The 23,554-nt window shown below is 72.8% G+C and carries 18 protein-coding genes; 5 read left to right on the top strand and 13 right to left on the bottom strand.

Going from position 1 to position 23,554, the window contains the following annotated elements; genetic code table 11:
- Positions 1–36: 36 nt before the first annotated feature.
- From ABZ128_RS29285 to ABZ128_RS29270, 4 genes are all read right to left on the bottom strand, one after another.
- The gene (locus ABZ128_RS29285) at positions 37–1,248 is read right to left on the bottom strand and encodes a hypothetical protein (RefSeq protein ID WP_356852125.1); all 1,212 of its coding nucleotides are present in this window, start codon (positions 1,246–1,248) and stop codon (positions 37–39) included.
- A gap of 197 nt (positions 1,249–1,445) precedes the next feature.
- Complete coding sequence (locus tag ABZ128_RS29280; RefSeq protein ID WP_356852123.1) at positions 1,446–2,738, bottom strand: M18 family aminopeptidase; 1,293 nt, start codon at positions 2,736–2,738, stop codon at positions 1,446–1,448.
- Between the two features lie 102 nt (positions 2,739–2,840).
- Entirely contained in the window at positions 2,841–3,587 is a 747-nt protein-coding gene (locus tag ABZ128_RS29275; RefSeq protein ID WP_356852122.1) for a hypothetical protein, read from the bottom strand.
- A gap of 150 nt (positions 3,588–3,737) precedes the next feature.
- A complete protein-coding gene (locus ABZ128_RS29270; protein ID WP_356852141.1) occupies positions 3,738–5,564 on the bottom strand; it encodes an acyl-CoA dehydrogenase in 1,827 nt (608 codons plus the stop codon).
- Positions 5,565–5,770: 206 nt separating this feature from the next.
- On the opposite strand from ABZ128_RS29270, the gene ABZ128_RS29265 reads away from it, so the two are divergent.
- Positions 5,771–6,235, top strand: a complete 465-nt coding sequence (locus ABZ128_RS29265) for an SseB family protein (RefSeq protein WP_356852121.1) — start codon at positions 5,771–5,773, stop codon at positions 6,233–6,235.
- 74 nt (positions 6,236–6,309) lie between these two features.
- Here ABZ128_RS29265 and ABZ128_RS29260 read toward each other — a convergent pair whose 3' ends face one another.
- Complete coding sequence (locus tag ABZ128_RS29260; RefSeq protein ID WP_356852119.1) at positions 6,310–6,690, bottom strand: hypothetical protein; 381 nt, start codon at positions 6,688–6,690, stop codon at positions 6,310–6,312.
- A 161-nt stretch (positions 6,691–6,851) separates the two neighbouring features.
- Here ABZ128_RS29260 and ABZ128_RS29255 point away from each other — a divergent pair, with 161 nt between their 5' ends.
- Complete coding sequence (locus ABZ128_RS29255; RefSeq protein WP_356852118.1) at positions 6,852–7,808, top strand: pirin family protein; 957 nt, start codon at positions 6,852–6,854, stop codon at positions 7,806–7,808.
- Between the two features lie 42 nt (positions 7,809–7,850).
- Here the strand turns inward: ABZ128_RS29255 and ABZ128_RS29250 are convergent, their stop codons facing one another.
- Together ABZ128_RS29250 and ABZ128_RS29245 are read right to left on the bottom strand one after the other, a co-directional pair.
- Positions 7,851–8,924 (bottom strand): AI-2E family transporter, encoded by a 1,074-nt coding sequence (locus ABZ128_RS29250; protein WP_356852116.1) that lies wholly within the window; start codon positions 8,922–8,924, stop codon positions 7,851–7,853.
- 90 nt (positions 8,925–9,014) lie between these two features.
- The gene (locus tag ABZ128_RS29245) at positions 9,015–11,411 is read right to left on the bottom strand and encodes a SpoIIE family protein phosphatase (protein ID WP_356852139.1); all 2,397 of its coding nucleotides are present in this window, start codon (positions 11,409–11,411) and stop codon (positions 9,015–9,017) included.
- A gap of 136 nt (positions 11,412–11,547) precedes the next feature.
- On the opposite strand from ABZ128_RS29245, the gene aspS reads away from it, so the two are divergent.
- Positions 11,548–13,365 carry an aspartate--tRNA ligase gene (gene aspS, locus ABZ128_RS29240; protein WP_356852114.1) on the top strand — a complete coding sequence of 606 codons (1,818 nt, stop codon included), beginning with the start codon at positions 11,548–11,550 and terminating at the stop codon, positions 13,363–13,365.
- A gap of 112 nt (positions 13,366–13,477) precedes the next feature.
- Here the strand turns inward: aspS and ABZ128_RS29235 are convergent, their stop codons facing one another.
- Positions 13,478–15,115 (bottom strand): VWA domain-containing protein, encoded by a 1,638-nt coding sequence (locus tag ABZ128_RS29235; RefSeq protein WP_356852113.1) that lies wholly within the window; start codon positions 15,113–15,115, stop codon positions 13,478–13,480.
- Positions 15,116–15,414: 299 nt separating this feature from the next.
- On the opposite strand from ABZ128_RS29235, the gene ABZ128_RS29230 reads away from it, so the two are divergent.
- The gene (locus ABZ128_RS29230; RefSeq protein ID WP_356852111.1) at positions 15,415–17,520 is read left to right on the top strand and encodes a PhoX family phosphatase; all 2,106 of its coding nucleotides are present in this window, start codon (positions 15,415–15,417) and stop codon (positions 17,518–17,520) included.
- A 59-nt stretch (positions 17,521–17,579) separates the two neighbouring features.
- Here the strand turns inward: ABZ128_RS29230 and ABZ128_RS29225 are convergent, their stop codons facing one another.
- The 4 genes from ABZ128_RS29225 to ABZ128_RS29210 all read right to left on the bottom strand — a co-directional run bounded on the left by ABZ128_RS29225 (position 17,580) and on the right by ABZ128_RS29210 (position 22,685).
- Entirely contained in the window at positions 17,580–18,938 is a 1,359-nt protein-coding gene (locus tag ABZ128_RS29225; RefSeq protein WP_356852109.1) for a HAMP domain-containing sensor histidine kinase, read from the bottom strand.
- A gap of 12 nt (positions 18,939–18,950) precedes the next feature.
- On the bottom strand, positions 18,951–19,676 hold the full coding sequence (locus tag ABZ128_RS29220) for a hypothetical protein (protein WP_356852108.1): 726 nt from the start codon (positions 19,674–19,676) through the stop codon (positions 18,951–18,953).
- Between the two features lie 82 nt (positions 19,677–19,758).
- Complete coding sequence (locus tag ABZ128_RS29215; RefSeq protein WP_356852106.1) at positions 19,759–21,756, bottom strand: FUSC family protein; 1,998 nt, start codon at positions 21,754–21,756, stop codon at positions 19,759–19,761.
- A gap of 101 nt (positions 21,757–21,857) precedes the next feature.
- The gene (locus tag ABZ128_RS29210; RefSeq protein WP_356852105.1) at positions 21,858–22,685 is read right to left on the bottom strand and encodes a hypothetical protein; all 828 of its coding nucleotides are present in this window, start codon (positions 22,683–22,685) and stop codon (positions 21,858–21,860) included.
- A gap of 160 nt (positions 22,686–22,845) precedes the next feature.
- Between ABZ128_RS29210 and ABZ128_RS29205 the strand changes: the two genes are divergently transcribed.
- A complete protein-coding gene (locus ABZ128_RS29205) occupies positions 22,846–23,262 on the top strand; it encodes a hypothetical protein (RefSeq protein ID WP_356852103.1) in 417 nt (138 codons plus the stop codon).
- A gap of 81 nt (positions 23,263–23,343) precedes the next feature.
- On the opposite strand, the gene ABZ128_RS29200 is transcribed toward ABZ128_RS29205, so the two are convergent.
- Positions 23,344–23,499: a hypothetical protein gene (locus ABZ128_RS29200; protein ID WP_356852102.1), complete on the bottom strand. Its 156-nt coding sequence runs from the start codon at positions 23,497–23,499 to the stop codon at positions 23,344–23,346.
- Between the last annotated feature and the right edge of the window lie 55 nt (positions 23,500–23,554).

Genomic DNA, 23,554 nt, shown 5'->3' with positions numbered 1-23,554 from the left:
GGCCGGCCGCCTGACCCGCTGCCCGGGGCCGGCCGCCTAGCCGCGGTCGCCCCGGGCCCCGTGGCCGCCGCGGCCCGGCCCGTCCTTGGCGTGCTTGGCGTCCTTGCCGTCCTTCTCGGCGTCCGCGACGCGGGCGATCAGCAGGTTCGGGTCGGGCTGCTCGGTCGTGAAGGAGGCGCTGGGCACGTACACCGTGTGGCGGCGCACCGCGACCGACGTGGGGCCGGACAGCCCGTCCCGCGCCGTCAGCAGGACGGTGCGGGTGCCGTCGCGGCGTACCAGGACGAGCTCGTTGCCCGGGTTCAGGGCGGCGAGGACGGTCTCGCTGCGCCCGGCGAAGGCGAAGTCGTCGATTCCGTCGAGCCCGTCGGCACGAGTGGTGATCGCCCCGGCCGAGCCGTCCGCCCCGACCGGGATGCGCAGCAGCGTGCCCCGGTCGTAGTTGGACACCCACACCGCCTGGTGGTGGACCTTGATCCCGTTGGCGCCGATGAACGTGGTGGGTGCGAGGGCGGTGCCGGTGGCCCAGGCCGTGACGGAGGCGTCGCCCAGGGAGATCCGCCGTACCGCGCCGAGGACGGAGTCGGCGGCGTACAGCGCGCCGTGCTTCTCGTCGAGCGCGAGGCCGTTGGCGAAGCCGTCCGGCGGCAGGTCGGCGAACTTGGCGACGGTGCCGTCCGGGGTGATCCGGTAGACGCCCGTCTCGGTCGTGCCGGTGTTGTAGGCGACGTAGAGGGTCCCGTCGTGGGTGCGGACGATGCCGCTGACGACGGCGGCGCCGACGAGGGGCGTCTGCGGGTCGGCCACGGCGGGGAGCTCGGCGAGGACCCGGGTGTTCCCGTGGGGGTCGACCCGGGCCACCTGGCGCGCGAGGGCGAAGGTCAGGTCCGCGGAGCCGTCGGGTTCGAGGGCGATGTTCTCGGGCGTCTGCCCGGCGGCGAAGTCGAAGTGCGCGACGGTGCGCGGATCCTCCAGCGTGAGCGACTCCGAGGAGCCCTGCACCGACGGACCCTGCGTCCGCGGGCCCTGCGCCAAAGGCCCCTGCGCCGCGGCAGCGGGTACGGGAGCGGGCGCCGGCTCGGCGGTGGCGGAGGCCGGTGCGGGCGCCGAGGAGAGCAGGGCGAGGAGGAAGGCCACCACGCCGGAGGCGGCGACCCGCGGCATGCGGAGCCGGACGGGGAGCGGAAGCCGGAGACGCAGCCGGCGGACCGCTCGGTGCTCGCCTGCGGCGGGGGGCGTACGGAGCACGGGACTCTCCTTCTCGACCGGGCACTGCCTGCCGTGCGTGAGGAGAGTCCAGCAGATCATGACGCAGTGTCACGGTCGGTTCATCACACCGCAGTGCCGGCCGGGGATCGCCCGCCCGGCCGAGCCCCCGGGTCTCCCGGCGGGCTCCGGCCGTCGGTCGCGGACCGCCCCGTGCGTCGGCCGTGGGCCGTGGGCCCTCAGCCCTCCAGGAACGCCACCAGCGCGTTGGCCAGCAGGTACGGGTCGTCCGCACCGCACAGCTCGCGGGCGCTGTGCATCGACAGGATCGCGACGCCGATGTCGACCGTCTGGATGCCGTGGCGGGCGGCCGTGATCGGGCCGATCGTCGTACCGCACGGCATCGAGTTGTTGGAGACGAACGTCTGCCACGGCACGCCGGCCCGCTCGCAGGCCGCCGCGAACACCGCGCGCCCGCTGCCGTCCGTCGCGTACCGCTGGTTGACGTTGACCTTCAGGATCGGGCCGCCGTTGGCGCGCGGGTGGTGCGAGGGGTCGTGCCGCTCCGCGTAGTTGGGGTGGACGGCGTGGCCCGTGTCCGAGGACAGGCAGATGGTGCCCGCGAAGGCGCGCGCGCGGTCCTCGAACGAGCCCCCGCGGGCGAAGACTGAACGTTCCAGCACGTTCCCCAGCAGCGGTCCGTCCGCCCCCGTGTCCGACTGCGAGCCGTTCTCCTCGTGGTCGAACGCGGCGAGCACGGGAATGTGGTCCAGCCGCTCGGCGGTCGAGACGGCGGCCAGCGCCGCGACGCCCGCGTGCACCGAGAGCAGGTTGTCCATCCGGGGCCCGGCGAGGAGCTCCTGGTCGCGGCCCAGGTAGGCGGGCGGCTCGATCGAGTGGACCATCAGGTCCCACCCGGCCACCGAGCCCTGCTCCAGGCCCTCTTCCTCTTCCAGGAAGGCGATCAGATCGCCCTCCTGCACCTCGCCCAGGCCCCAGATCGGCTGCATGTGCCGCTGCTTGTCGAGCTTGAGCCCGTCGGAGTTGACCGACCGGTCCAGGTGCACCGCCAGCTGCGGGACGCGCAGCAGGGCGCGGTCCACGTTGACCAGCCGCTCGGAGCCGTCGCGCAGGGTGAGCCGCCCCGCCAGGCCGAGGTCCCGGTCGAGCCAGGTGTTGAGCAGGGTGCCGCCGTAGATCTCGACCGCGATCTGCCGCCAGCCCTGTGAACCCGTGTCAGGCATCGGCTTCACCCGCAGGTTCGGGGAGTCGGTGTGCGCGCCGATGATCCGGAACGGAGTGTGCGCGGCGGCTCCTTCCGGGACGAACCAGGCGACGAGTGCGCCGCCGCGGAGCACGAACCGGCCCCCGCTGCCCGCGTCCCAGGCGTCCGTTTCCGCCAACTGCCTGAAACCGGCCTTCTCCAGCCGCTCCGCCGCCTCGGCCACGGCGTGGTACGGCGACGGACTGGCCGCCAGAAAGGTCATCAGATCGTCGGTGTGTCCGCGGTCGAAGCGGGCGGGAGAGCTCATGTGGTTCACCTTAACGACGGTCGTGTTCGCCATGGCCGGACTGCGGCGGATAGCCGATGCGCCCGGGAGTGCGGGCTGTGTCTCCGCTGTTCCGGCGGCGGCTCAGCCCGGCGGTCGCTCGAATCGGCGCTGCAGCTGCCTGCGCTCGCCCCGGCGGATGCGCGGGAGCATCTCCGGGGTCGTCGCGGAGCGCTGCGCGCGTCTCTTGCGTCCGGCGCAGAAGATACAGGCCTCACCGGGCGGCGCGTCGGGGTCGATCGGCGCGCCGGGATGTTCGGAGCATCCCGAGGCGTTGCGCGGCCGGGACAGTTCGCGGGCCACGATGAACGCGCGGTGGAGATCGTCCGCGATGGCGACGAAGTCCTCGGCGGGCGAGGAGAAGCCCAGGTGGAACCGGCGGTCCTCCACGGTCCGCAGGTGGGCGCGCAGGGCGTGCAGGGTGTACGGGGGGTCCGGTACGGGATAGCCCAGCCGGCGCTGCTCCCCCGCGGGCGGGGCGGCGGCCGGGCGGGCGCCGCGCCCGCCCTGGGCGCGCAGGCCGAGCCGGCGCCGGTCGTTGCAGATCAGGCAGCGGCCCCAGCCGTCGGGCGCCTCGGGGTCGAGGGCGCCGTTGGGGTGCTCGGGGCAGCCGGTGTAGCTCTTGGCCGGGGCGAGCCCGGCGGCGGTCTGGAACGCGGTGTAGAGGGCGTCGGCCACGGCCTCGTACTCCGCGGGGTGGGAGCCGTCGTACAGCTCCCGCAGGTGGTCGCCGAGGCTGCCCAGGGCGGCTTGCAGCTCCCGGAGGGCGTACGGCCGCCCGGTCGGGACGGAGTACCCCCTGCTGTTGCCGTGCTGCTCCTGTGGGCTCATGCCCTCCAGCGTCGCACGGGGGACCGACAACGGGGGAATGCCGGTGCGCCGCGGGGGGCGCCGCAACGGCAGCGGCCGGACCTCCCGTACGGAGATCCGGCCGCTGCGTGTACGTACACCGCGCACAGATGTGGGGGCGAGCCCCGCAGCCTAGAAGGCGGCCTCGTCGAGCTCCATCAGGGAGTTGTCGACGGCCTCGGCCAGGCTGCGCTGGACCGAGACGCCCGGCAGGACCTCCGCGGCGAAGAACTTCGCCGCCGCGATCTTGCCCTGGTAGAAGGGGACGTCCTTGCTGGAGGCGCCGGCCAGCTTCTCGGCGGCCACGGCCGCGCCCTTGAGCAGCAGGTATCCGACGACCACGTCACCCGAGGCCATCAGCAGGCGGGTGGTGTTCTGGCCGACCTTGTAGATGTTCTTGACGTCCTCGCCGGTGGCGGTGAGGTCGACGATCATCTGGCCGACGATGGCCTCCAGGTCGACGGCGGCCTTGGCCAGCGCGTCGCGGGCGCCGGCCAGCTCCTCGCCGCCGACGGCCTCGGCCAGGAACTTCTTGATCGTCTCGGAGAGGACGTTCAGCGAGGCGCCCTGGTCGCGGACGATCTTCCGGAAGAAGAAGTCCTGGCCCTGGATGGCGGTGGTGCCCTCGTAGAGGGTGTCGATCTTGGCGTCCCGGATGTACTGCTCGACCGGGTACTCCTGCAGGTAGCCGGAGCCGCCGAAGGTCTGCAGGGACTGGGCGAGCTGCTCGTAGGACTTCTCGGAGCCGTAGCCCTTCACGATCGGCAGGAGCAGGTCGTTCAGGCCGACCAGCGCGGTGGTGTCCTCGCCCGCGGCCTGCTTGATCTGGATCTCGTCCTGGACGGACGCCGTGTAGAGGACGAGGGCGCGCATGCCCTCGGCGTACGCCTTCTGCGTCATCAGCGAGCGGCGCACGTCGGGGTGGTGCGTGATGGTGACCTTGGGCGCGGTCTTGTCCATGAAGTTCGCCAGGTCCGGGCCCTGCACGCGCTCCTTGGCGTACTCCAGCGCGTTCAGGTAGCCGGTGGAGAGCGTCGCGATGGCCTTCGTGCCGACCATCATGCGGGCGAACTCGATGATCATGAACATCTGGCGGATGCCGTCGTGCTTGTCGCCGATCAGCCAGCCCTTGGCGGGGTGCTGGTCGCCGAAGGTCATCTCGCAGGTGTTGGAGGCCTTCAGGCCCATCTTGTGCTCGACGTTGGTGGCGTAGACGCCGTTGCGCTCGCCCAGCTCGCCGGTCTCCCAGTCGAAGTGGAACTTCGGGACCAGGAAGAGGGACAGGCCCTTGGTGCCCGGGCCGTGGCCCTCGGGGCGCGCGAGGACGTAGTGGAGGATGTTCTCCTCCATGTCGTGCTCGCCGGACGTGATGAAGCGCTTCACGCCCTCGATGTGCCAGGAGCCGTCCTCCTGCTGGATCGCCTTGGTGCGGCCGGCGCCGACGTCGGAGCCGGCGTCCGGCTCGGTGAGGACCATGGTGGAGCCCCAGCGCTTCTCGACCGCGATCTGGGCGATCTTCTTCTGCGCCTCGTTGCCCTCCTCGAAGAGCACGCCGGCGAACGCCGGGCCCGAGGAGTACATCCAGACGGCCGGGTTGGAGCCGAGCAGCAGCTCCGCGTAGGCCCAGATCAGGGAGCGCGGCGAGGTGGTGCCGCCGATCTCCTCGGGCAGGCCCAGGCGCCAGTACTCGGAGTCCATGAAGGCCTGGTAGCTCTTCTTGAACGAGGCCGGGACCGGCGCGGTGTTGGTGGCCGGGTCGAAGACCGGCGGGTTGCGGTCGGCGTCCGCGAAGGACTCGGCCAGCTCGTTCTCCGCGAGCCGGGCGATCTCGGACAGCACGCTCTTGGCGGTCTCGGTGTCCATCTCGCCGAACGGGCCGGTGCCGTACAGCTTGTCGCGGCCGAGCACCTCGAAGAGGTTGAACTCGATGTCGCGGAGATTCGACTTGTAGTGCCCCATGGCGACGGCTCCGTTAAGGCTCGGGGAGACAGATTCCTCGTACATACCAATCGGTAACAACATGATGCTACCCGCGGGTAATAACGGCAACCCTCCGGTGACGACTGTGACCAGTGTCAAATCGCGCGCACGAGCTTCGGTCTCGGACCGGCGGAGAACCCCTGGAGCGCGCCCGGCGGCCCCGCGCCCTCGGTAGGCTGACCGCCATGTACGGCTACGACCAGAACCCGGGTGCCCAGCAGCAGTACGCCCCGCCGCAGCAGCAGATGCCCGGCGCCGGGTACGGCGAGCAGCCGCTGTACCCCGAGCCCTCGCCGCCGTCGCTCGCCGACGCGGTCCGGGCCTTCACGACCGGGTCGCTGTCGGCCGAGGACTTCCAGCAGATCTTCGCCACCTCGAAGGTGTACTGCCCGCGCGGCGAGACCCCGGGCTTCCTGGCGCTGCACAACACGCAGCAGCCGGTGATCCCGATGTTCACCACCCTCAAGGAGCTCCGCCGGTACGCGGGCAAGGAGTCCAAGTACTTCGTGATCACGGGGGCGGAGGTGATCGACCTGCTGCCGACCGGGTACGGCTTCGTCCTCGACATGGAGGGCGACCACCGCATGGTCTTCGACGCGAAGGCCGTCGAGCAGATGGTCGACTTCGCCATGCGCCGCATGTACGGCTGACCGCCCGGCCCCCGGCGTAAAGCCCGCCCCCTCCGCCCCGTGCGGCCGGGCGGGCCTTTCGCGTTCCGGGGACCTCAGGCGGTGCGGCGGGAGCGGCGCCACAGCACCGCCGCCGCCGCGCCGGCGGCCAGCGCCCCGGCCGCGTACGCCCACAGCGGCGTCAGCCCCGGCCGGTGGGCGAGCGAGAGCCGGATGCCCGCGAAGGCGAGGACGGCGACGACGTAGTCGGTGCCCTCGGCCCCGTCGCGGGCGGTCGCCCACCGCAGCAGCAGGCAGCCTGCCAGGCACAGCGCGCCCCAGGTGGCCAGGTACGGCCACGGGGAACCGGGCAGCGGGCTCATCGGCATTCCGGTGGCCGCCCACCGCCACGCCGCCCACCCGAGGGTGACGAGCGCCGCCGAGGTGCCGAGGGCTTTGCCCAGCGGCTTCAAGAAGGTGCCGAAACGCTTGGCCATGCCGTCTCCCCAGGCGGTCATCCGGACGCTTTCCCCTGGAAGGACGGCGTTTGCGGTCCCCGGGTTGACCGCGGGAATGACGGGGCGCGGGGCGCTGTTCTGCCGGGTGTGGCAGAAAGTTCGAGTTTCAACTAAACTCGGCGCAGAAGGAGGTTCCGACCATGCCTGCAGTGACTGTGGAAAACCCGTTGACGCTCCCGCGCGTCGCCGAGCCCACCGCGGAGACCGCCGCCCGCAAGGTGCTGGCCGTCACGACCGCCCCGGGTGGTTTCGAGGGCGAGGGATTCCCGGTGCGCCGCGCGTTCGCCGGGATCAACTACCAGTACCTCGACCCGTTCATCATGATGGACCAGATGGGCGAGGTGGAGTACGCCCCGGGCGAGCCGAAGGGCACCCCGTGGCACCCGCACCGCGGCTTCGAGACCGTGACCTACCTGATCGACGGAACCTTCGTCCACCAGGACAGCAACGGCGGCGGCGGAGTCATCAACGGCGGTGACACCCAGTGGATGACCGCAGGCTCCGGCCTCCTGCACATCGAGGCCCCGCCGGAGTCCCTCGTCGTCAGCGGCGGGCTCTTCCACGGCCTCCAGCTGTGGGTGAACCTCCCGGCGTCCGACAAGATGATGCCCCCGCGCTACCAGGACATCGGCGGCGGCAGCGTCCAGCTGCTGTCCACCCCCGACGGCGGCGCCCTGCTCCGCGTGATCGCCGGTGAACTCGACGGCCACGCCGGCCCGGGCATCACCCACACCCCGATCACGATGATCCACGCGACGATCACCCCGGGCGCGCAGCTCACCCTGCCGTGGCGGGAGGACTTCAACGCCCTCGCCTACGTCATGGCCGGCCGCGGCAGCGTCGGCACCGACCGCCGCCCGGTCCACACCGGCCAGACGGCCGTCTTCGGCGAAGGCGGCTCGCTGACGGTGCGGGCGGACGAGTCCCAGGACTCCAACGCCCCGGACCTGGAGGTCGTCCTGCTCGGCGGCCGCCCGATCCGCGAGCCGATGGCCCACTACGGCCCGTTCGTGATGAACACCCGCCACGAACTCCAGCAGGCCTTCGACGACTTCCAGGCCGGCCGCCTGGGCACCATCCCCACCACCCCCCGCTGACCCGCTCCCGCCTCCAGAGCCTGGAACCCCGGTGACCACCCGTCACCGGGGTTTTGCCGTCGCCCCCTGCGCCGGGCCGCCGTCGGCGGGGGGGCCGCGGAGTTCTGAGGCCACGCCGGAGGCGGCTGCCGTCAGGGGGACGGCGAGGAGCATGCCGAGGATGCCGGCGACGCTCGCGCCGGCCGTGATGGCCAGCATGACCACCGCCGGGTGCATCTGCACCGTCCGGCTCTGGATCAACGGCTGGAGGACGTGCCCCTCCAGCACCTGGACGGCGAGTACCACGCCCACCGCCCACAGCCCGATGACCCAGCCCCGGTCGGCGAAGGCGACCAGGACGGCGACGGTCCCGGAGATGAAGGCGCCGAGGTAGGGGATGTACGCGCCGACGAACACCAGCGCGCCGAGCCCGACCGCGCCGGGGACCCGGAGGATCAGCAGTCCGGCGGTGATGAAGACGGCGTCGATCAGGGCGATGAAGGTGGTTCCCCGCATGAACCCCTCGACCGCCCGGAAGGCGCGGCGGGCGATGGCCACGACGGTGTCACCGGTCGTGCGGGGCGCCAGCGAGCGCAGCGCGCCCGCCGCGCGGTGGGAGTCGCGCAGGAAGAAGAAGATCAGCAGCAGTGCGAGGACGGCGGTCGCGATCACCTCCGCGACGACGCTGATGCCGGTGATCACTCCCGAGGCGGCCGTGGCGCCGAACTTGCCCAGCAGCTCCTTGGCGTGCGAGGCCACGTCCTCCAGGGAGGTGCCGGCGGCACCGAAGTGGGCCGCGAGGTCGTGGCCCGCGCGCTTGAGGGAGCCGACGATCTGGTCACCGGTGCTGATCAGCGCGTGTACGACGACGTACGTGGCCCCGCCGGCCACCGCGAGCACGGCGAGGCAGGTGAGGGCGGCGGCGAGCGAGCGCTGCACCTTCATCCGGACCAGCCGGCGGTACAGCGGCCCGAGCAGGGCGGTTCCGAGCAGGGCGAGCAGGACGGGCGTGACGGCGGTGCGGAAGACGTAGCACAGCCAGATGCCGACCGCGAGCACACCGGTGACGAGCAGCACGACGACGCACCAGGCGGCGAGGCGGCGTACCGGCTCGGGCAGGAGGGTTGAGCTCAGCACGCGGTCATCCAACCACGGGGGTGCTTCTCCGCCCCGTACGTTGCGCGGCGCCGTGCCGGGTCAGGAGCGGCCGGGTCGGGAGCGGCCGGGTCAGGCAGGGCCGGGCTCGGGGTCCGGGTCCCGGTCGCGGTCCGCGTCCAGGAGGTCCAGCTCCTCGTCCAGGAGGTCCACCCCGTCCAGGCCGTCCAGGCCCTCCAGCCCGTCCAGCCCGTCCAAGTCCGCCAGGCCGTCCAGGCCCAGCGCCGCGGCCAGGTCCGCCCCGGCGGGGCGTGCGTCCGGGGCGCCGGAATCCGGTGGGGAGAGCTCCTGCAGCTCGAACCAGATCGACTTGCCCTCGCCCCGCGGGTCCACGCCCCAGGAGTCGGCCAGCATCTCCATCAGCAGGACGCCGCGGCCGCTCGACGCCATTTCCCCGGGCTGCCGCTTGTGCGGCAGTTCGTCGCTGCCGTCCGCCACCTCCACGCGCAGCCTCCGCCTCCCCAGCTCGCCCACCGCCTCCGCCACGAGGAGCGCGTCGCCGTCCGTGTGCATGAGGACGTTGGTCACCATCTCGGAGACCATCAGCACCGCCGAGTCCACCTGCTCCGGGTCCGCCCAGTCGTGCAGCAGCTCCTTGATCTGCTGCCGGGCACCCGCGATTCGCTCGGGCTCGGCCTGCGCCACGGTCAGCATCGTGCGGCGCCCCGGCCGCGCGGGGTGCGCGGCGTCGGTGCCGCAGCCGCAGCGGCCGCCCTCGCGGCACAGCAGGACCAGGGCTATGTCGTCCTCGCGCCGGTCGGCGAGCGGGCCGGTGGTGTGGTGGGAGGAGGGGCCGTGTACGGCCTGGACCAGCAGGTCGGCCAGTTTTTCGAGGTGTCCCCGAGCCTGCCCCCGCCCCTCGCGCCCCTGCGCCCCGGGTCCCCGCGCCCCGGGTCCCCGCGCCTCGTCGCCCCCGTGCAGGTCGGACTCCAGGATCGCCCGCAGCCGGGCCCAGCCCGTGTCCAGGTCGTGCCCGCCGGTCTCGATGAGCCCGTCGGTGCACAGCATCATCGTCTCGCCGGGCTCCAGGGTGAACCGCGTCGTCGGGTAGTCGGTGTCCGGGACGATGCCGAGCGGCAGGCCGCCGGAGGTGGGCCGCATCATCACCGTGCCGTCCGTCATCCGGACCACCGGATCGGGGTGGCCGGCCCGGGCCACCTCCAGCAGCCCGCTCTGCGGATCGCACTCCGCGTACAGGCAGGTCGCGAAGCGGGGGCTGTGGAAGTCGGAGTCCGGGTCGGCCTGGGCGGAGCACAGCCCGGCCAGGAAGCGGGAGGCCCGGGAGAGCACCGCATCGGGCCGGTGGCCCTCGGAGGCGTACGCGCGCACCGCTATCCGCAGCTGGCCCATCAGCCCGGCGGCCCGTACGTCGTGGCCTTGGACATCGCCGATGACCAGCGCGAACCGGCCCGACGGCAGCGGGATCACGTCGTACCAGTCGCCGCCGACCTGGAGGCCGCCGCCCGTGGGCACGTACCGGGCGGCGATGCGCATGCCCGGGATCTCCGGTCCGAGCGTCGGCATCATCGACCGCTGGAGGCCGGTCGTGAGTTCCCTTTCCGATTCGGCCACGCCCGCGCGCTGGAGCGCCTGGGCCAGCATCCGGGCCACGGTCGTCAGCACGGACCGCTCGTCCGGCGAGAAGGACACCGGGTGCTTGAACGCGGCCATCCAGGCGCCCATGGTGCGCCCGGCCACGATCAACGGGAGGAAGGCCCAGGAGATCCGGCCGAAGCGCTGAGCGAGGGGCCAGGTGGCTGGAAACCGGCGTTTGTAGTCCTCGGGGGAGGGGAGGTAGATCGCCCGGCCGGTCCGTACGACCTCTGCCGCGGGGTAGTCCGTGTCCAGCCGCATGTCGGTGAAGGGGCCCTCGTCCCCGGGGCCGTGCCCGTGGTGGCCGATGACCGACAGCCGTTCGCCGTCCACGCCGAAGACGGCCAGCCCGTCGGGGCTGAAGCCGGGCATGGACAGCGAGGCCGCCACGCGCAGCACCTCGGTGGTGGACCGGGCCTCGGCGAGGGCCCGGCCCGCGTCCAGCAGGAAGGCCTCGCGGGAGCGCCGCCAGTCGCCCGTGACGGTGGTGTGTGCAGCCGTGGCGCCGGGCTGGGGCTCGGCGATCTCCTGGATGGTGCCGATCAGCTGGTAGTCGACACGGCCGGTGGCGGAACGGTTCTCCACGGGTTTGGAGCGGCTGCGTACGGTCCTCAGGACCCGTCCGTCCTCGTCCATGATCCGCAGCCGGGCCTCGGCGAGGGTGCCCTCGGCGACCGCGAGGGTGACGATCCCGTTGATCTCGTTCCAGTCCACCGGGTGGAACCGGGACCGCACGGCGACCTCCGGCAGGACGGCCGGCTCGGCGGGCAGCCCGAGGAGCCGGGCGGCCTCGCTGTCGAGGCTGACCGTCCCGGAGGCGTTGTCCCAGCGCCACAGCCCCGTCGCGACGGCGGCGAGGACGTCCTCGGTGCGCACCCGGTCATCTTTACAGGTCATCCCCCCGGTGTGCCTGTTCGCGGGGGCCGCCGGGCGAGCCAGCGCGGTCCCCGGCCCGGACGGTAACCTTGTGAGGGTTGAATCCACCCTGGTATCGCGAAGAACTGGATGACTGATGCATCGGTACAGGTCCCACACCTGCGGCGAGCTCCGCGCCTCTGACGTCAACGCCGACGTCCGGCTGAGCGGCTGGCTGCACAACCGTCGAGACCTGGGCGGCATCCTCTTCATCGATCTGCGCGACCACTACGGCATCACGCAGCTCGTCGCCCGCCCCGGTACCGCCGCGAACGAGGCCCTGAGCCACCTGACCAAGGAGACCGTCGTCCGCGTCGACGGCAAGGTCGTCTCCCGCGGCGCCGAGAACATCAACCCCGAGCTGCCCACCGGCGAGATCGAGATCGAGGTCTCCGAGGTCGAGGTGCTCGGCTCGGCCGCCCCGCTGCCGTTCACGATCAACACGGACGACGGCGTCAACGAGGAGCGGCGCCTGGAGTACCGCTTCCTCGACCTGCGCCGCGAGCGCATGCACCGCAACATCATGCTGCGGTCGGCCGTCATCGCCTCCATCCGCTCCAAGATGGTGGCCCTCGGCTTCAACGAGATGGCGACCCCGATCCTCACCGCGACCTCTCCCGAGGGCGCCCGTGACTTCGTGGTGCCGTCCCGCCTGAACCCGGGCAAGTTCTACGCCCTGCCGCAGGCCCCGCAGCAGTTCAAGCAGCTGCTGATGATCTCGGGCTTCGACCGGTACTTCCAGATCGCCCCGTGCTTCCGCGACGAGGACGCCCGCGCCGACCGCTCGCCGGGCGAGTTCTACCAGCTCGACGTGGAGATGTCCTTCGTCGAGCAGGAGGACGTCTTCCAGCCGATCGAGCGCCTGATGACCGAGCTCTTCACCGAGTTCGGCAACGGCCGCGAGGTCACCTCGCCGTTCCCGCGGATCCCGTTCCGCGAGTCGATGCTGAAGTACGGCAACGACAAGCCCGACCTGCGGGCGAAGCTGGAGCTCGTCGACATCACCGACGTCTTCGAGAACTCCGAGTTCAAGGCCTTCGCCGGCAAGCACGTCCGCGCCCTGCCGGTGCCGGACACCGCCGCCCAGCCGCGCAAGTTCTTCGACGGGCTCGGCGACTTCGCCGTCTCCCTCGGCGCCAAGGGCCTGGCCTGGGTCCGCGTCGGCGAGGACGGCACGCTGTCCGGCCCGATCGCGAAGTTCCTCACCGAGGAGAACGTCAAGGTCCTCACCGAGCGCCTCGGCCTGGCCCCCGGCCACGCCGTGTTCTTCGGCGCGGGCGAGTTCGACGAGGTCTCCAAGATCATGGGCCCGGTCCGGGTCGAGGCCGCCAAGCGCGCCGGCCAGTTCGAGGAGAATGTCTTCCGCTTCTGCTGGATCGTCGACTTCCCGATGTACGAGAAGGACGAGGAGACGGGCCGGATCGACTTCTCGCACAACCCCTTCTCCATGCCGCAGGGCGGCATGAAGGACCTGGAGGAGAAGGACCCGCTCGACATCCTGGCCTGGCAGTACGACATCGTCTGCAACGGCATCGAGCTGTCCTCCGGCGCCATCCGCAACCACGAGCCCGAGGTCATGCTGAAGGCCTTCGAGATCGCGGGCTACGAGGCCGAGACCGTCGAGCGCGAGTTCGCGGGCATGCTGCGCGCCTTCCGCCTGGGTGCCCCGCCGCACGGTGGCATCGCCCCGGGCGTGGACCGCATCGTGATGCTGCTGGCCGATGAGCCGAACATCCGCGAGACCATCGCCTTCCCGCTGAACGGCAACGCGCAGGACCTGATGATGGGCGCGCCCACCGTCCTGGAGGAGTCCCGCCTGCGCGAGCTGAACATCGCCCTGCGCAAGCCGGTGGAGACGAAGACGCCGGACGCGAAGCCGGTCGCCGAGGCCGTCCACCCGGACGCGGCGCGCTGAGCGTACGAGGCTTGAGGCACGGGGAAGGGCCCGGGATCGAGGATCCCGGGCCCTTCCCGCGTAGTGCCGCCGTGTCGTCGACCGGGTCGGTGACGGGGCGGCGGGCCGCCGGCTAGAAGCGGTCGAGGATGCCCTTGAGCAGGGCCGCGGAGGTCAGCTCGGCGGGGGCGGGGCCGGCGTGGAAGAAGCCGGCGTTCTCGGCGTCCAGCTTGCGCAGGAAGTCGAAGGCCTTGGCGTCGTGGTCGCCGAAGGCGACGAACTGCCAGTGCACCTCGGGCGCGGAGGCGGCGGCGTCGGCCAGGGCCTGCTTGGCGGGCTGCCGGTTGTCGGGGGCGCCGTCGGTCTGGAAGACGACCAGCGCGGGGCCCTCGTTGCCGTCCTTCTGGTACCGCTCCAGCACCTGCTCCACGGCACGGTGGTAGCTGGTGCGGCCCATGTGGCCGAGTTCCGCGTGACGGGCCTCGACCCAGGCGGCGTCGTGGCCGTCGAGGCTCAGGTCGGCCGTGCCGTCCACGTCCGTGGAGAAGAACACGGTGTGGACGGTGGCCGCGTCGTCCAGGTGGGCGGCGAGGGCCAGGGCGTGATCGGCCAGGTGCTGCGCGCTGCCGTCCTTGTAGAACGGGCGCATGGAGCCGGACCGGTCCAGCACCAGGTAGACCTTGGCCCGGGCCCCGGCCTTCCCCTTGCCGCGCAGGACCTGCCCGGCAGCCTTGTACGCGCCCACGACACCGGGCGCCCGTCGCCGCACCACGGCCAAGGCGTGCGCGGGTCCCTCGACCGGCTCGACGGCGAGGGCCTCGGGCGCGGCGGCGGGCGCGGCCTCGGCGGCGGGCTCCTCGACGGCGGCGGTGACGGGCTCGGGCTCCGCCTCGGCCTCGGGCTCCTCGGCCTCGGCGGCGACCTCCGGCTCCGCGGCAACCTCGGCCTCGGGCTCGGCGGCCTCGGGCTCGGCCTCTACGGCGACCTCCGGCTCGGCTGCGGGCTCGGCCTCGGCGGTGGCCTCCGGCTCCGCGGCAACCTCGGCCTTGGGCGCTTCGGCCTCCGGCTCGGCGGCCTCGGGCGCTTCGGCCTCGGCGGCGACGGCCTCGGGCTCGGCGGCCTCGGGCTCGGCCTCTACGGCGACCTCCGGCTCGGCGGCGGGCTCGGCCTCGGCGGTGGCCTCCGGCTCCGCGGCAACCTCGGCCTTGGGCGCTTCGGCCTCCGGCTCGGCGGCCTCGGGCGCTTCGGCCTCGGCGGCGACGGCCTCGGGCTCGGCGGCTTCCTCGGCAGCGGGCTCCGCCTCGGCGGCGGGCTCCTCCACCTCGGTGGTGACGGCCTCGACGGCCTCCGGCTCGGCGGCGGGTTCCGGCGCCGGTGCCTCGGTGGCTTCCGCCGCGGGGGTCTCGACGGCCTTGGCCTCCGGCTCCGCGGCGGCCTCGGCGGTGGCCGGTTCCGGCTCGGCGGGAGCCGGGGCGGGGCGCGGCGTGGAACCGGAGCCCGGGGTCTGGGGGCGGCGGGCCTCCGGGACCGTCGGGTCCGTGACCGGCGTCGCCGGGGCGGTCATGACGGTGCCCGGTTCCCGGTCCCGCGGAGCGGACTGCGGCGGCACCGTCGGGTTGTCGAAGGACGCCGCGACCAGTTCGGCCGCCGCATCCAGGGGGGTGCGTTCCGCCTGGTTCGGGACGGCGGCAGCCGAAGTGCCGTCCGACGTCTCCGGAACCGGCTCGGCAGACCGTCCGAACACCTTGCGCAACAAGCTCCGAATACCCATGGGCCAGGCCTTTCGCATGAGTGCGTGCGTCATTTGTCCGTGCTGCGCGGTTGATCCCTGCCCAGAGTGGACACGTAAGGTTATCGGCCCCTCGGCTGGATCTTCGGCAGGGGCGCCCTTCGTGGCGCCTGCCCCGTACAGCACATCTCCCCGTCTGCCCAACTCCCTCACCGACGCGACCGGTTCACCCGACGTTCATCCCCGCGCCGCCGCTCCGGCGCAACCCGGGCCTACCGTCACGGCTGGATTCGACCGACACGCTTTCGGTGTCGGCGCCCGTGCATCTACGGAGGACACTCGTGCGCAAGCTCCTGCCGCTCATCGGCAACCCGCATGGGGGCGGCCGTTCCGCCCTCACCTGTCGTTACCGCTGCGGCGACGCCTGCTTCCACGAGGTGCCGAACACCAGCGACAACGAGTACGTCGGCGATGTCATAGCCCGCGCCTACTCCCGCCGCTCGATGCTGCGCTCGGCCGCCGTCGTCACCGTCGCCTCCGCCGCCGGCACCGCGCTCGCCCTCGGCGGTGACGGCTCCTCCGCCACCGCCGCGCCCGCCGTCGACGCGCAGGGAGCCGGTTCCGCCGACGCCGCGAACGCCCAGGGCGCCCGCGGCCTGCGTTTCAAGCCGGTCGCGCCGAACACCGACGACCGGGTCACCACCCCCGAGGGCTACGAGCAGAACGTGGTCATCCGCTGGGGCGACCCGATCGTCAAGGGCGCCCCCGGCTTCAACGCCGACAAGCAGACGGCCGCCGCCCAGGCCGGCCAGTTCGGCTACAACAACGACTTCCTTTCGCTGCTCCCGCTCGGCAGCGGCTACGAGCGCCGGCAGCTCCTCGTCGCGAACCACGAGTACACCGACGAGAACCTGATGTTCAAGGGTTACGACCCGGCGAACCCGACCCGCGAGCAGGTCGAGATCGCCTGGGCCGCGCACGGCCTCGGCGTGGTCGTCGTCCAGGAGGACCACCGCAGCGGCAAGCTGACCGCGGTGGGCCGCCACCAGCTGAACCGCCGCCTCACCGCCACCAGCGAGTTCCGGCTGTCCGGCCCCGTCGCGGGCAGCGCCCTGGTGAAGACCTCCGCGGACGCCACCGGCACCAAGGTGCTCGGCACGCTCAACAACTGCTCCGGCGGCACCACCCCGTGGGGCACCACCCTCCACGGCGAGGAGAACTTCAACCAGTACTTCGCCAACGCCGGCCAGGTCACCGACCCGGTCCAGGCCGCCCGCCTGAAGCGCTACGGCGTGACCGCCGGCGCCACCGAGCGCAAGTGGGAGCGCTTCGACAAGCGCTTCGACGTCCTCCAGGAGCCCAACGAGCCGCACCGCTTCGGCTGGGTCGTCGAGCTCGACCCGTACGACCCGAACTCCACCCCGCGCAAGCGCACCGCGCTCGGCCGCTTCAAGCACGAGGGCGCGCAGCCCCGCCTCACCGAGGACGGCCGTCCCGTCGTCTACATGGGCGACGACGAGCGTTTTGACTACTTCTACAAGTTCGTCTCGTCGAAGCAGATGAAGAAGGGCGACTCGCGCGCGGCGAAGGAGCACAACCTCACGCTGCTCGACGAGGGCACCCTCTACGTCGCCAAGCTGACCGGCGACTCCCCTGCCGCCGAGATCGACGGTTCCGGCAAGCTCCCCGCCGACGGTCAGTTCGACGGCTCCGGCGTGTGGATCAAGCTCGCCACCGCCTCCCCCTCCGGCAACGTCTCCCACGTCGAGGGCATGACCGCCGAGGAGGTGTACGTCTTCACGCGCCAGGCCGCCGACAAGGTGGGCGCCACGAAGATGGACCGCCCCGAGGACATCGAGCCCTCGCCGCGCACGGGTCGCGTCTACGTCGTGCTCACGAACAACACCGACCGCGGCAAGGCCGGCAAGGCGGGCGCGGACGAGGCCAACCCGCGCAACCTGAACAAGCACGGCCAGATCCTGGAGCTCGCCGAGAACTTCGACGACCCGGCGGGAGACGGCTTCGCCTGGCGGCTGTTCCTGGTCGCCGGCGACCCGAAGGACCCGGCCACCTTCTTCGCGGGCTTCCCGAAGGAGCAGGTCAGCCCGATCTCCTGCCCGGACAACGTGACCTTCGACCCGCACGGCAACCTGTGGATCTCCACGGACGGCAACCAGCTCGGCTCCCACGACGGCCTGTTCGGTGTCGCGACCGCCGGCGAGCGCCGCGGTGAGCTCAAGCAGTTCCTGACGGTTCCGCGCGGCGCCGAGACCTGTGGTCCGCTGGTGCAGGACAAGCGCGTCCTGGTCGCCGTCCAGCACCCGGGCGAGATCGACGGCGCGTCCGTCGAGAAGCCGGAGTCGGTGTGGCCCGACGGTCCGGGCAAGATCGTCCGCCCGGCGGTCGTGGCCGTCTGGCGCAAGGACGGCAAGAACATCGGTATCTGACCGGGCCGTTGAGGGGATGTTTCACGTGAAACATCCCCTCACGGGCTCAACCACCCTCGTCAACCGTCGCTCGTCACCCGCCCGACCGGGAGCCGGAGGGTGGTTTCCGCGCCGCCCTCGGGCGGGTTGCCGAAGGCCAGGGCGATGTCCAGTACCGCCGCCTGGCCGGCCACGATGGTCAGGCCCAGCCCGTGGCCCCGTCCCCGGCCGGGATCTCCGGTGCGGAAGCGCTGCGGTCCCTGTTCGATCAGCTCGGGCGGGTAGCCGGGCCCGTGGTCCCGGACGGTGATCAGGGGGCCCTCGACGCTCACCTCGATCGGCGGCCGCCCGTGCTTGTCGGAGTTGACCAGCAGATTGGTCAGGATCCGGTCCAGGCGCCGCCGGTCGGTGAAGACCACCGCGTCGCGGATCACCCGTACGGAAGCGGGCAGCCGAGTCGCTGAGACGGCCCGCTGCACCGCCCGCCCGAGTTCCACCCGGGCCAGGTCCGCGCGTTCGACGCCGGAGTCCAGCCGGGAGATCTCCAAGAGGTCCTCGGTCAGCAGGTGCAGCGCCTTGAGCCGGTCGTTGATCATCTCCTTGGGGCGGCCCTCCGGCAGCAGGGCAGCGGCGGCCAGGGAGCCGGTGAGCGGGGTGCGCAGCTCGTGCGCCACGTCCGCGGTGAAGCGCTTCTCCGCCTCCAGCCGCTTCTGCAGGGAGGCCGCCATCGAGTCGAGGGCCTGCGCCACGTCCCGTACCTCGTCGCGGTAGCGGGGCCGGCGCCGCGCCTCCGCGGCGCCGGAGCCGCCGTCCGTACCGCCACCGCCTGCGTCGCCGCCATCCCCGGCACCGCGGCCGTCCCCGGCGCCGCCCGCGTACGGGGGCCCGTCGTCATCGACCGGGTAGCCGACGCGGGCGTCCAGGTCGCCCGAGCTGATCCGGCGGGCCACGGCGGCCGTCATCGCCAGCCGCCGGCTGATCCGGTTGGCGAGGAACACGCCCGCCAGCGCCACCACCCCGGCCGCGAGCGCCGAGGAGGCGAGGATGGCGGTGTCGATGTCGCGCAGCCTGGCACGGGTGCTCTCGTACGGGATCCAGACGGCGAGGGGCTTGTCGTCGGCGGGGCCGGCCGCCCACATCACCGGCTTGCCGTCGTGCTCGCCGACCATGCTGCCGGTCATCCCGCGGGTGACGAGCCGCCGCAGCGGCTGCGGCAGCTCGGGCGGGTCGAGGAGCAGGTTCACGTCGCCGTGCGCGGTGCCGTACTGGTAGTGGCCGAAGGCGTGGTCCAGCTCCCGGCCCACGTCCTTGCGCACCTCCCCGACGATCTGCCGGGCGACCACGTTGTGCACCAGGATCCCGAGCGCCGCCGCGACCGCGCAGCACACCGCCGTGACGGTCAGGGCGATCTTCCAGCGCAGACTGCTCGTGATCCGCATCGCGGCCGCCCCTCAGCTGCTCGCGGGGCACGGGATGCCGCTGTCCTGCGCGCCCGCGCACTCGTCGAGGGTGAGCTGGGACAGGTTCATGACCCCGGCTTCCGGGTCCCACACGTAGTCGGAGACGGAGACCTTCTTCGGGTTGGACGTCGGCTCGCGCAGCGCCAGGTGCTTGCCGGCCACCTCCACCCCCTCCAGGATCCCGTGCCGGGACAGGATGCGGGCGATGGAGCCGTCGTCCTGGACGGTGTAGACGCGCAGTTCGCTGGACCGGCCGTCGATGTCGAGGGCGGTGATCAGCTCCTCCCGCCCGTTGCCCGTCACATCGGCCAGCACCGCGGGCCGCACCGGGCAGTCGGGACCGCCGTCCACAGCCTGTGTACAGAGCGCGAGCCGCTGCACGGCCCGCGGGTCGACCAGCCGCCCGCTCCCGCCGTCCTGGGCGGTGGCGGAGGTGACGTCGGCGCGTACGACCTCCAGCGCGTTCACCCCGCGCATGCTCAGGCCGGCGACCTTGGGCAGCCCGGGGACGACGGCGGCCGCGCCGGGTCTCTCGCCGGGCCCCGGCGGCTTCGGATGGATGTCCTTCCACAGTGTCCGGGGGGCGTGCACCGTGCCCAGGTCCCCTTCGCTCTTCACCCCTTCCACGTCGGCGCACCCGGCTGCGGCCGCGAGGACGACGGCGAGGACCGGGACGGCCGCGGTGCGGCGGCGGCCGCGCGGGAAGAGGGTCCGCATGCCCCGATGCTCTCCCGGGCGGCCCGTCCCGGCCCGGGAGCCTGGCCCGTTCGGGGGTGCGGGGCAGCCGGTCGCGGCCACGTCAGCGGTCGGTGGAGGCGATCGCCCGGGCCGCGGCGAGCTCACGGCGCACCGGGGCCAGGACGGAGGCCTCGTCCCCGGCCCGCGGGGGCGGCGGCTCCATCTGGGTCGGGGTGCGCGCGTGCCGGACCCCCTCCGCCAGGGCCCGGAGATCGGCCGTGACGCAGGCGACCTCGTCGGCGCGGGGCGCCGGCGCCCCGTGGTTGACCCGGACCCGGGCGGCGGTCGTGGCGTCCACGATCCTCTCGACGGCGACCACCAGCGGCCACCATGCGGCCGCCCGCGCCCCGGTCGGCGGCGGCTCGGTCAGGGCGCGCTGGAACTCGCTGCGTACGCCCGACAGGTCCCGGTAGATGCGCCGCCTCGCCTGGAGCCGGGCGGTCCGCGCCGCCCGCAGGGCCGCTTCCGTCGGCTCGTGGCCGCCGAAGGCGCGCTCCACGTACCGGGCGGCGTCGTCCACGGCGTCGGCGAGCCGGTCACCGATCCGGGCGTGCCAGCTCTCGGGCCACAGCAGATAGCCCGCGACCAGGGTGATGGCGCAGCCGATCAGGCTGTCCAGCAGCCGGGGCCGGATCAGGTCGAAGCCCTGGTGGTTGAGGAGGTCCGACAGCAGCAGGATCACGGGGGTGATCGCGGCGGTCTGGAAGGCGTACCCCTTGGCGGAGAAGGCCGGGATCAAGGCGGCCAGTACCGCCATCACCGGCACGTCCCACCAGCCGCGCGGCACCTCGGCGAGCACGGCCGCGGCGACGACCAGCCCCGCCGCGGTGCCCAGCGCGCGCAGCACGGCCCGGGAGAACACCGAGCCGAAGTCGGGTTTGAGGACGAAGGTGACGGTCAGCGCCACCCAGTACGACCGCTCGACCGGTACGAGGGAGACCAGGGACTGGGCGAGCCCGATGCACAGGGCGAGCCGCAGTCCGTACCGCCAGGACGACCCGGACAGCATCATGTCGCGGACGGCCCGCCGGGCCCGGACGGTCAGTGCGGCGGGGCGTCCCAGCCGGTCGTCCACGTTGTACCGGTCGGGCTCGTCCGAGTACACGGTCGCCGCCGCATGGCGCAGCGCCGAGTCGAGGGCCCGTTCGGCGGGGGTGTGCGGCTCGGGCAGGGCCGGTACGGGCGCCCCCGTGCGGTCCTCCTCGACGGCGCGTGCCAGCTCCCGTACGGCCGCCGGGAGCGCGGGCGGCAGCGGACGGCCCCGCAGGTGCACGGCGGGAGCGGCCTCGACCAGGCCGATCACCGCGTTCAGCTGGGCCAGCATCCGCACCAGCGAGGGATTGCGGCCGTGCACCCTGGCGCGCCGCCCCAGCACCAGGTCGTAGGCCTGGTTCAGGGCCTGCGTGACCTGCTGGCGCCGGTCCGTGTACGCGGGTCCGCCCGCGGCCTCCAACGCATCCGCGAGGGCGTGGTAGGTGGCGGCGACCGCGGCACGCTCCGGTCGGCGCCCGCGCAGCGGCCAGCCCAGCAGGGTCAGGGCGAGGACGAACAGCCCGCCCGTCGCGAGCAGGACCGGCGCCGTCCACCAGGGGCTGGGCAGCGGCAGGCCGGCGCCGACGACGGCGTTGAGCAGGAGGAGCAGGCCGGAGACGGAGGCGACCGTACCGATCGAGGAGATCATCCCGGAGACCAGGGCGATCAGGGTGAGCGCGCCGACGGCGAGCCAGCCGTGCCCGAAGACCAGGGTCCCCAGGGTGACTCCGGCCGCGCCGAAGAACTGCGGCACGGCGATGTTCAGGATGCGCATCCGGTAGGCGTCCGCGGTGTCGCCGATGACCCCGGACAGGGCGCCCATCGAGGCGAGCGCCCCGAACTCGGGTTCGTCCAGGGCGAAGCCGACGGCGAGCGGAACGGCCATGGCGATGCCCGCGCGGACGACCGCGGCCCAGGGGACGGGGGCGGCGGTGGGCCGCAGGCCCTTGAGCAGCCAGGCGGGTGGAGCCAGCGGACGGTGCCGGGTCCGCCCGGACGGTATGTCTTCGGTGCGTTCGGTGCTCATACCCGTTTCCGTGCGGCCGCTCGTGAATCGGTTCTGCTGCTGTGCCTACTGCGTCGACTGCGTCTTCTGCGTGGTTCCGTACATGTCGGTACCTTCCGAGCTTATGGGGTGCGGCGCACCCGGCCCATCACCCAGGCGGCCAGCGCGGCGGCGAGCCCGATGGCGAGCACCACCCAGGCGGTGGTCCGCAGGAACGCGGTGAGCGCGTCGTAGACCGCCGCCGCGGCCGGCCGGTCGATGTCGGCCGGCAGGTCGTCCAGGGTGAGGCGGCGGCACAGGCCCACCGCGATCCACAGCAGCACCGCCCCGGCGGCGACGCCCAGGCCGGTGGCCAGCACGGCGCGGCGGCGGTGTACCGCGAGGGCCACCGCCGCCGCGGCCAGCACCACGGTCAGTACGGGGAGCCAGACCCCGGCGATCTGGAGCATGCGGAAGCCTTTCCGGAGGGCGCCGAGGTTGTCGTACTCCATGACCTTCACGGAGACGTGCGTCACCGGGATGCGGTCGGCGAGCGGCACCCCGACGGCGATGAGGTCTTGCTTGACCTGGGCGATGACGGGTGCGAGGTCGACGGTGACGGCGTCGCCGTGGCCGGTGGTGAGCGCGTCGAGGAAGGCGGCGTGCGCGGCCCGGTTCGCCGCGTCCCACGCGGTGCGGTAGGCCGGGGTGCCCGCGAAGGAGCGCAGGGCCTCGCCGAGCAGGGCGTCGATCCCGCCCTGGAAGGGGCCCGCGTCGATCTGCCCGGCCAGGGCCCGGCCGGCCTGGGTGACGACGACGTTCTGTACGGCGGGGTCCCCCGCGAGCGGGGACATCGCCGCGGTGTAGCGGTCGGCGTTGCCCAGCTCGTGGTCCGCCCAGTACGCGACCGCGCTCGCCGGCACGAGCAGGGCCACGAGGACGATGAGGACCGCCGAGAGGAAGGTGCGCACGTCACCAGGGAATGCCGGGCCGGGCCGCCCCGCGAGCGGTACTGCTGCGGGCGGGTGGCGCAAGGAGTGCGGGCCGGGAGGCGGCGGGCGGGCCCGCTGATCCACTTGCCGGGCCGGGGCGGCGGGTGTGCTCTGGAGGATGGAAGAGAGGAGCCCTGTCATGGCACATGCGGCACCCACCGCCCAGAGGCGGCACTGGCATGCGACCGGCGCGCACGACGCGAGCAGGGACCAGATGAAGGGCCAGCTGACGCGCGCGCTGCTCCTCGGACTGGTCTACGGCGTCTACGCGGCCTTCATGAACCGCAACATGGGCCCGGTCGACGCGGGCAACGTCTTCTACGGGATCCTGTGCGGCGCGCTCTTCGCCGCCGTCATGTTCGGTCTCGCCCGCGTCGGTCCCCGGCTGAAGCGCGAAGTGCATGCCGCGGGCTACGGAGCCTTCGGCGGCATCGCCGTGGGCTACCTCTACAGCATGGCCGACCACTCGATCCTCCGCTCCTGCTGGGTGGGCCTGATCACCGGTGTCGGGGTGGGTCTGGTCGCGTACTACCGCTACCACACCCGGGAGCCCTGAGCCCGTCGACGACCCCCCGGCGTGACCGAGCCGGGACCGTGCCCCGCCTCGGGCGGCGTGCAGGGTCCCGGCTCGGTCCGTTCACTCGCCCGAGCGGTCCTCTCCCCGGACCGCGGCAGCGGTGTCGGCGGCCGGGGCCGCCTCCTCCGGATCGGGCTGACGGGCCGTCGGCGGGGTGGAGCGGACGGCTTCGGCGCGGAGCATGGCGTTCAGAGCGGCGTAGGGGTCGATGGGCATGCCGGAACCTCACGGTGTTCGGAGGAGTGCTGTGGGGGTGCGCTGCTGCTCGGTC

The sequence above is a fragment of the Streptomyces sp. NPDC006326 genome (assembly GCF_040612915.1).
Classification (GTDB): Bacteria; Actinomycetota; Actinomycetes; order Streptomycetales; family Streptomycetaceae; genus Streptomyces.
The sequence above is the reverse complement of the archived record's forward strand: the minus strand, read 5'-3'. Positions and strand labels throughout refer to the sequence as shown.

What these genes read in the sequence shown, in the direction of transcription:
- ABZ128_RS29280 (WP_356852123.1), bottom strand. Translation starts at nt 2,738, where the DNA reads ATGAGCTCTCCCGCCCGCTTCGACCGCGGACACACCGACGATCTGATG.
- ABZ128_RS29275 (WP_356852122.1), bottom strand. Translation starts at nt 3,587, where the DNA reads ATGAGCCCACAGGAGCAGCACGGCAACAGCAGGGGGTACTCCGTCCCG.
- ABZ128_RS29270 (WP_356852141.1), bottom strand. Translation starts at nt 5,564, where the DNA reads ATGGGGCACTACAAGTCGAATCTCCGCGACATCGAGTTCAACCTCTTC.
- ABZ128_RS29265 (WP_356852121.1), top strand. Translation starts at nt 5,771, where the DNA reads ATGTACGGCTACGACCAGAACCCGGGTGCCCAGCAGCAGTACGCCCCG.
- ABZ128_RS29260 (WP_356852119.1), bottom strand. Translation starts at nt 6,690, where the DNA reads ATGGCCAAGCGTTTCGGCACCTTCTTGAAGCCGCTGGGCAAAGCCCTC.
- ABZ128_RS29255 (WP_356852118.1), top strand. Translation starts at nt 6,852, where the DNA reads ATGCCTGCAGTGACTGTGGAAAACCCGTTGACGCTCCCGCGCGTCGCC.
- aspS (WP_356852114.1), top strand. Translation starts at nt 11,548, where the DNA reads ATGCATCGGTACAGGTCCCACACCTGCGGCGAGCTCCGCGCCTCTGAC.
- ABZ128_RS29235 (WP_356852113.1), bottom strand. Translation starts at nt 15,115, where the DNA reads ATGGGTATTCGGAGCTTGTTGCGCAAGGTGTTCGGACGGTCTGCCGAG.
- ABZ128_RS29225 (WP_356852109.1), bottom strand. Translation starts at nt 18,938, where the DNA reads ATGCGGATCACGAGCAGTCTGCGCTGGAAGATCGCCCTGACCGTCACG.
- ABZ128_RS29220 (WP_356852108.1), bottom strand. Translation starts at nt 19,676, where the DNA reads ATGCGGACCCTCTTCCCGCGCGGCCGCCGCCGCACCGCGGCCGTCCCG.
- ABZ128_RS29215 (WP_356852106.1), bottom strand. Translation starts at nt 21,756, where the DNA reads ATGAGCACCGAACGCACCGAAGACATACCGTCCGGGCGGACCCGGCAC.
- ABZ128_RS29205 (WP_356852103.1), top strand. Translation starts at nt 22,846, where the DNA reads ATGGCACATGCGGCACCCACCGCCCAGAGGCGGCACTGGCATGCGACC.
- ABZ128_RS29200 (WP_356852102.1), bottom strand. Translation starts at nt 23,499, where the DNA reads ATGCCCATCGACCCCTACGCCGCTCTGAACGCCATGCTCCGCGCCGAA.